We start from the raw sequence: 7,998 nt of genomic DNA on the forward strand, positions 1-7,998 counted from the left end.
ATTTTATTCTTCGTCACGGATGACGACTTGATTTCTACCGCGTTCTTTAGCTCTATACAGCTGTATGTCCGCCTCCCGGTAGAGATCTTCACACTTGAAAAGCGAATCCATTTTATACACTGCGATTCCGATTGAGATCGTCACATACGGAGCGGCATTGTTCTTTTGATGTAAAATGGCCAAAGCTTCGATGGCCAAGCGAATCCGATTGGCAAGATCAACATATTCATCTTTGCTCATACCGCTTACAATGACCCCAAATTCCTCCCCTCCCAGCCGAAAGGCATACTCACCGCTTCGTGAAGTATACGATTTCAGAACATTGGAGACTTGTGTCAACACATCATCCCCTGCCTGATGCCCGTACGTATCGTTATAAAGCTTGAAATTATCGACATCGACCATCATCAACGCAAGCGATGAGTCGTGACGTTTGATACGGTTCATCTCTTCATTGATCTTTTTAACATAAAAACGGCGGTTGTAGAGTCCGGTCATCGGATCGGTAATGGCAAGTTCTTCAATGATTTTTTTATCTGTAATGTCATATCGGACTGCCGTATAGCCGATTATTTCCCCCTCTAAAACATTCGGTGAAATCGTCGTATCTACCCAATAAAAGCTGCCGTCAGCTTTTAAATTTTTGATCTCCCCATGCCACATTTTTCCGGAGCTGATTGTTTCCCAGAGATCGTTAAAGAGGGAGTCGGGCATGTCCGGATGGCGGATGATGGAATGATTTTTACCGATTAACTCCTCTCTGTTATAACCGCTTATTTTACAAAACGCATCGGAAACATAGGTAATGATTCCCTTTCGGTCAGTCTGAGAGGTAATGACATAATGATCAATAATATTGATATATTCTTGAAGCTTTTTGGATTTTTCCTGAATTCGGGATTCCAAATTCTGATTAAGCTCTTCGATCTCATTTTTCTGATTTTGCAAAAGGATATTTTGTTCATTCAACTGCGTCATTTTCTGATCGATATCGATCGTCATTTTATAAAAAGCATTCGTCAAAAGCTTCCACTCGACGTCATACTCCTCGCTGGCAAGCTTGATTTTATAATTTCCCTGCGAAATATTCAGAGCATATTGCGTCAACTCCTGTATCGGTTTGGCAAAAGATCGTAAGGCTATGACCACCATCCATATAACGATAACTACTCCGCTGATAAAAAGTAAAAAAAGTGTAGTCATCTGTTGATACCACTGTTTGAGCACTTCATATTCATCCATTTTGACGGCAATACCCATACGCAAATCATCTTGATAACCCCAGGCGGCCGCGACCCTGTGCCCCAAATGGTCAATCGTATACATTGCTCCCGTTTTTCCCAGAGCCGCCTGATCGACCGGAACCATTTTTTGTGGATTAAAATAAGAATATGCGGTGATATCCGCAAAGCGGGTTGTATTGGCACTCATCATTTTGCCGTTTCGGCTAATCGCGGTCAATACTTCTCCGCTCTCCCCCAGCTCCGAAAAATCATTAATGACACTTTGTATGGTTTTGTTATCGATTTGGGTTGCCACCACCCCGATCACTTTGCCATTGTCCACGATCGGTTTCGCCATAAAAGCCGCAAAATCGTGACTCGGTTTATAATAATAAAAATCGGAGATATAAGGATCTTTCAACTTCAAAGCATCTTTGAAAACTTGTGCCAGCTCCGTGTCTCCATACGGTCCGTGGAAAAGATTCGTGTGGATATCCTTTTCATGCTTGACCGTATAAACGATGTCCCCCTGCACGGTGATGACAAAAATATCATAAAACTGATTCTTGAGTGCAAATTCATTCAAGCCGTTACGCAATTCTATAGAATTGGATTCCCAATACTCTTTGGTAAAAACTGAATGATGCCGAGATGCTAAAAATACCAGCTGCTTAAGATTGTTAATAGCAGAATAGCGCTGGTTGGTGTAAGTATGGATATCGCGGATTTTATGGGTGAGAATAGTATGGGTACGAATCAATCCGTTTTCACGGATCGTATCACGGACTTCCAACCCTATGATCATCATTGTGACAAAAGTAACAACAGAAATTGACAAAAGCCAAAAGAATGTACGTTTTAGCAATGTGATCTTGCCTATAAACAGCACTTTCGGCTCCTTTGTCAATCTATACTTCTATCATAAAACTTTATAAAACTATTCACTCTAACCAGAGTGAATATTAGAAGTCAAAACAATAAAATGTGTAGAAAAGAAACAGTATATTTATCTATCCCTTCTATACTGATTATCATTTCCTTGATTCTCATGCTTATTCTTCAGATTGGTTCGATTTTCACTTTTATTTTCCATTCGAACGGATTGGCGGTTTCGGTTCTCATTACGTATTTCCCGCTGATGGATTTGACGTTCACGATTCTCGTATCGGTTTTCCCGCAGAATGACTTTCTGTTTCATATGATTATACTTTTTCATACGATAATCATCGTCTATATACATATAGTGCTGTCCGCGATTGCGGCGATCGATTACGTCATCAACGCTGATCCCGTGATAGGAAGAGAGAAACCGGACATTGACCAAATCGATAATCTCTGCATCATTGAGATGATGATTTCTCCCATAGTGGCCATAAGGAGGTCCCAAATGTCTACGACTGTCGACGAAATAGAGTGTCCGCGGGTCTAATCCTAAACGAAGTGTGATATCCCACCAACTTAACCCGCGCAATCGCAGATTCAAAATAAAATGGGGAGACCGGTGAGAGTGGCGCGCCAAATAATAAATGACACTCGTCTCAACATCCGGAACCGAACGTTCTATCACGATGATTTCCTGAGCAGGAACACGATAATAGTCTCCGATTGAAAGAGAAAAGCCCGATATCCCGCGATCAGACCCCGAAATCCCGACATCAAAATTTGCTCCGATCAGCGATCCAAACAGACAACCGGAAATCAGGGCCGTACGTACTACATTTTTCATATGATTCTCCCTTTTGAATTAGTACATTGTAACAATGTTAATCATAAAAAAGCTAAAACAACCGACTTAAATCCTAATTTAAGTCCTACAACCCATTTTATGTAGTTGATATACCAAGTTACTATGAAAGAATAAGAAAAAAATGAACCTTAAGACACAAAGAAAGAGCTTTGACTAGGAAAGAGGTGTCGTCTTGACTACGAAATAGAGCTCGCCTTTTAAAATATTGAGGTGTTTGATCACATTGTCGCGGCGGATTTCATCCATCGCAAAATGCTGTTCGATAGAATCGTAGATACGGTCGATGCTGGCATAGATTTCTACCATCAGTTCTGCTTTTAATTTATCCTGAACACTAGCCATAAATCATCCTATTTGTTTGACTAAGTCTTTCGTAAAAAACTCAACCAAAAAAATCCCCGATAAGGGGAAAATGACGAGAAACAATGAAGTTTTGTCCCGCAGAGGGGACAAAGGTTTAGCGAATAAGGTCGAAGAAATAGTCAGTCGTTGCGATACCTTTGGTATCTTCATCCAATTGGTCAAGAACTTTGTTCGTGATCCAAGTAAGAAGGTTCAACGCTCCATCATATCCGCTGATTGAGTAACGGTGTAGGTGGTGACGGTCGAAAATTGGGAATCCGATGTAGATCAACGGAGTACCAGTATCACGCATCAACTCTTTACCGTAACTGTTACCGATCATGAAATCAACCGGTTCAGTGAAGAGAAGTGAACGCATTGCCCACAAATCTTTTTCAGCCCATACGTGCAAGCTGTCTTTAGCAGGAGATGTATCAAGCAATGCTCTCATCTCTTCTTCCCACCCTTTTGGTGCATTGTGGCAAAGGACGTGAGTCGGCTCAGCACCCATCTCTAGCAAGAATGAAACAACACCTAGAAGGAAGTCAGGATCACCCCAGATAGCGAATTTTTTACCGTGCATGTACGGATAACTGTCTTGCATAGCATCAACCAAACGGCCGCGCTCTAGTTTAAGTTTTTGTGGAACTTCTGTTCCTGTTAATTCAGCCAATTTCATAACGAACTCATCAGTCCCTTTAAGACCGATCGGGTTAGAGTATCCACCAGCGTGTTTCCAACGTTTTTCGACCATTTTCATAGTTTTAGACGTTGCATATTTTTGTAGAGAGATTGTTGCACTTGAATTGATACAATCTTTAGCGTCATCAATTTTTGTTCCGCCTTGGAACATTTCGTAACTACCTGCAGGCATGTCCCACTGATCAGAGTGGTCACCCAACATAATATAGTCAGTACCGAATGCTTCTACAATGCTTTTTACTGAACGAAGGCTTCCGATATACGTTTCAAAACCAGGGATGATATTGATACGTTGTTTTGTTTCACCTTTTTGACCTTCAGTAAGCTGAGACATGATACCGTGCATCATGTTGTCGTATCCAGTGATATGGCTTCCTACGAAAGAAGGAGTGTGCGCATAAGGAATTGGATATTCTTCAGGTAAAAATTCACCTTTATCTTCTTCTTTAGCAGCGATGATGAACGCCATCAAGTCGTCCCCGATAACTTCCGCCATACAGGTAGTAGAAACCGCGATCATTTTAGGTTTATAAACTGCAGCACAGTTTTTAAGACCCTCTTTCATATTTACCAAACCACCGAAAACCGCTGCATCTTCTGTCATAGAGTCAGAAACACATGGTGTAGGCTCTTTAAAGTGACGGGTAAAGTATGAACGGAAATACGCTACACAACCGTGTGAACCGTGAACGTAAGGCATAGTACCTTCAAACCCGAGAGCAACCATAACCGCACCGAGAGGTTGGCATGCTTTTGCAGGGTTAACGGTAATTGCTTCACGAGCAAGGTTTTTCTCACGGTAATCCCATGATTTAGTCCACTCAGCAATCTCTTCTACTTTCGCAGGATTAACAGCGAGCATGGACGACTCAAATTGTTTTTTGTTTTTGAGTACATCTTGGTACTCAGGTCGTTTAAACAGGTCTTTCCCGTTTACGATTTTTTCTACTTCTTGCATTTTATTTTCCTTGGTATAGACAATTTTCTGCCTCATACGAGGCAAGGAATTTTCAAAGCGCCAAAAGCGCAAGGGCCTGCTGCGAGAGCCAACTCAGTATGTGTTTAATGCAACTGAGCCGGACTAAGCTCGCTCAGTGCAGGGAAGAAGGCTTCAGCCTTCTTTCTCCCATGGTGCTTTTGAATGTGCCCATACAGGAGAGTTGATCGCAAGATCCATATCCTGGGCGAAAATAGCGAATCCATCGTACCCGTGGTAAGGTCCGCTGTAATCCCATGAGTGCATTTGACGATATGGGAGACCCATTTTTTGGAATACATACTTCTCTTTGATCCCAGAAGCTACTAGGTCAGGCTGAAGTTTTTTAACAAATGCTTCGAGTTCATACTCGTTGACATCATCATAGATAACAGTCGAACGGAAAATCTCTTCTTTAGTACGTTTGTAGTCGTCATCATGAGCGAACTCATAACCGGTTCCGATTACTTCCATACCTAAGTCTTCATAAGCACCGATAACGTGACGAGGACGGAGACCGCCGACGAACAACATAACCGTTTTACCTTCAAGACGAGGTTTATATTTAGCGATAACCGCATCGATCATCGGTTGATATTTAGCGATAACTTCTTCACATTTTTTCTGTACACTTTCGTCAAAGAACGCCGCGATTTTGCGGAGAGATTTGATAGTTTGTGACGGTCCGAAGAAGTTATACTCGATCCAAGGTATCCCGTATTCTTTCTCCATGTGACGGCTGATGTAGTTCATTGAACGGTAGCAGTGAAGCAAGTTCAATTTTACTTTTGGTGTCAATGCCATCTCTTTAAGAGTTGCATCTCCTGACCATTGTGCAACAACACGAAGGCCCATTTCTTCCAAAAGGATACGGCTTGACCATGCATCTCCACCGATGTTATAGTCACCGATGATCGCTACGTCGTACTCAGTCGTTTCAACATCGCTTGTGTTAACGTTTACTTTTGCATCGAAAACATAGTCACGGACCGTGTCATTTGCAATGTGGTGACCCAATGATTGAGAAACCCCACGGAAACCTTCACAGTTAACCGGAACGATTGTTTTATCAATCTCTTTCGCTTTTGTTTTTGCAACAGCACCGATATCATCCCCGATCAAACCGATCGGACATTCTGATTGAACAGTGATACCGTTATTCAATGGGAACAATACTTCGATTTCATCGATACATTTACCCAATTTTTTATCTCCACCGAAAACGATGTTGTTTTCTTGGAAATCCGAGCTAAAGTTCATGGTAACGAACGTATCAACACCGGTTACACCGATGTAGTAGTTACGACGACCAGCACGGCTGTATTGACCGCATCCGATAGGACCGTGAGAGATATGAATCATATCTTTAACTGGACCCCATACAACCCCTTTAGAACCTGCATAAGCACAACCGCGTTGGCTCATAACACCCGGAACGGTTTTTTTGTTTGAGCGGACATCACCGCAGGTTTTTTGATTTTCATCATTTGGAGATCCGACACCGAGATGTTTTTCACGGTTTTTCGCCGCTTTCTCTGGATACGCTTTTAAGATCTCTTCAATGGCCGCTTTTTGTTTAGCTTCTAGTGTTTCTGGACCCATAATACACCCCTTCCTTACGCGACTTCGATACGGAATTGTTCCATCGAATCTAAGTTATGACACAATTTCATTGTTTCATCATCAGCTGCATCTACACGTTTAGAGATTGCAGACATTTGGTAACGGTTCATGTAGATCATGTATTTTTGTTCTTTATTCGGGTTCTCTTCTTTGAAGTAATGAACCATAGCTTTGAACAAAAATGTATCTTTGTTGGTGTAGCTGATCCACTCTTTATCTTTATCTTTTGTACCCATCAAAAGTTTGATCTCTTTTACGTCACTGACATCAACATCAGCCAATTTTTCGATAACTTTATCGTCCGGAATAATATTCCCCATTGAAGCTGGGAAGTGAAAACCTAATACAAACATCTAATCTCCTTTTTCTGTTGTTTTCTTTTCATTATTAACAAGATGTTAAACGTCATAGAAACTTCTATGACAGCCATTGAAGATTCCTCAAAAGAGGAACCATTCGGATACCTTACGCTTCGTGCGCAGCTTTACCGACTTGAGACTCATCTACTTCGTCTTCGAGACCGAATGCAAGGAGCAAGTCTTCAAGCTCATCCATACTGATTGGAGTAGGAATGATTTTCATATCGTTATAAACGATTTTACGAGCAAGCTCTTTGTATTCGCGAGCTTGGTCAGAATATGGGCTATACTCAACAACCGTCATACGACGAAGTTCAGCATGTTGAACGATATTGTTACGTGGTACGAAGTGAATCAATTGAGTTCCAAGGCGTTGAGCAAGCTCTAGTGCCAAATCGTACTCTTTATCTGTCATACGAGCGTTACATACTAGACCGGCAAGACGAACTCCACCAGTGTTTGCATATTTCAAAATCCCTTTAGAGATGTTGTTAGCTGCGTACATCGCCATCATTTCACCAGACATTACGATGTAAATTTCTTGTGCTTTACCTTCACGAATAGGCATTGCAAATCCGCCACAAACAACGTCACCAAGAACGTCATAAGAAACGAAGTCAAGACCTTCTTCATCGTATGCACCCTCTTCTTCAAGAAAGTTAATCGCTGTAATAACACCGCGACCTGCACAACCTACTCCTGGCTCAGGTCCGCCTGATTCTGTACAGTTGATCCAACCGCCCGGAGTTTCTTTATCAAAAAGACCTTTACCCCAAAGACGAGCTTGTTCCATCTCAACGTCTTCGATGGTGCCGTATTCTGCTGCAAGAGAAAGAATAGTATCTTGTGCTTTCTCGTGAAGAATCAAACGAGTTGAATCCGCTTTTGGATCACATCCAACGATCATAATATTTTTATCGAAATAGTGTGACATTGCTGCCAATGTATTTTGAGATGTAGTAGATTTACCGATCCCACCTTTTCCGTAGAACGCGATTTGTCGCAAGCTAGCTGCTCCAGCCATGT

Annotated in this window: 7 protein-coding genes; all 7 read right to left on the reverse strand. The window is 41.8% G+C overall.

The window, feature by feature from the left end; all coding sequences use genetic code 11:
- Nucleotides 1-3: 3 nt before the first annotated feature.
- Nucleotides 4-2,112 (reverse strand): diguanylate cyclase, encoded by a 2,109-nt coding sequence (locus tag WAO38_RS09615; RefSeq protein ID WP_422236577.1) that lies wholly within the window; start codon nucleotides 2,110-2,112, stop codon nucleotides 4-6.
- Nucleotides 2,113-2,229: 117 nt separating this feature from the next.
- On the reverse strand, nucleotides 2,230-2,949 hold the full coding sequence (locus WAO38_RS09620; protein ID WP_422236578.1) for a hypothetical protein: 720 nt from the start codon (nucleotides 2,947-2,949) through the stop codon (nucleotides 2,230-2,232).
- 174 nt (nucleotides 2,950-3,123) lie between these two features.
- Nucleotides 3,124-3,312 carry a hypothetical protein gene (locus WAO38_RS09625; protein ID WP_422236579.1) on the reverse strand — a complete coding sequence of 63 codons (189 nt, stop codon included), beginning with the start codon at nucleotides 3,310-3,312 and terminating at the stop codon, nucleotides 3,124-3,126.
- A gap of 115 nt (nucleotides 3,313-3,427) precedes the next feature.
- Entirely contained in the window at nucleotides 3,428-4,972 is a 1,545-nt protein-coding gene (nifK, locus tag WAO38_RS09630; RefSeq protein ID WP_422236580.1) for a nitrogenase molybdenum-iron protein subunit beta, read from the reverse strand.
- Between the two features lie 153 nt (nucleotides 4,973-5,125).
- Nucleotides 5,126-6,592 carry a nitrogenase molybdenum-iron protein alpha chain gene (gene nifD / locus WAO38_RS09635; protein WP_422236581.1) on the reverse strand — a complete coding sequence of 489 codons (1,467 nt, stop codon included), beginning with the start codon at nucleotides 6,590-6,592 and terminating at the stop codon, nucleotides 5,126-5,128.
- A gap of 14 nt (nucleotides 6,593-6,606) precedes the next feature.
- Nucleotides 6,607-6,966: a hypothetical protein gene (locus tag WAO38_RS09640; protein ID WP_422236583.1), complete on the reverse strand. Its 360-nt coding sequence runs from the start codon at nucleotides 6,964-6,966 to the stop codon at nucleotides 6,607-6,609.
- A 112-nt stretch (nucleotides 6,967-7,078) separates the two neighbouring features.
- Nucleotides 7,079-7,996, reverse strand: coding sequence for a nitrogenase iron protein (gene nifH / locus WAO38_RS09645; RefSeq protein ID WP_041192420.1), 918 nt, complete (start codon nucleotides 7,994-7,996; stop codon nucleotides 7,079-7,081).
- Nucleotides 7,997-7,998: the final 2 nt, after the last annotated feature.

Origin of the sequence: Sulfuricurvum sp., from assembly GCF_049277495.1 — a bacterium.
Taxonomy (GTDB): Bacteria; Campylobacterota; Campylobacteria; order Campylobacterales; family Sulfurimonadaceae; genus Sulfuricurvum.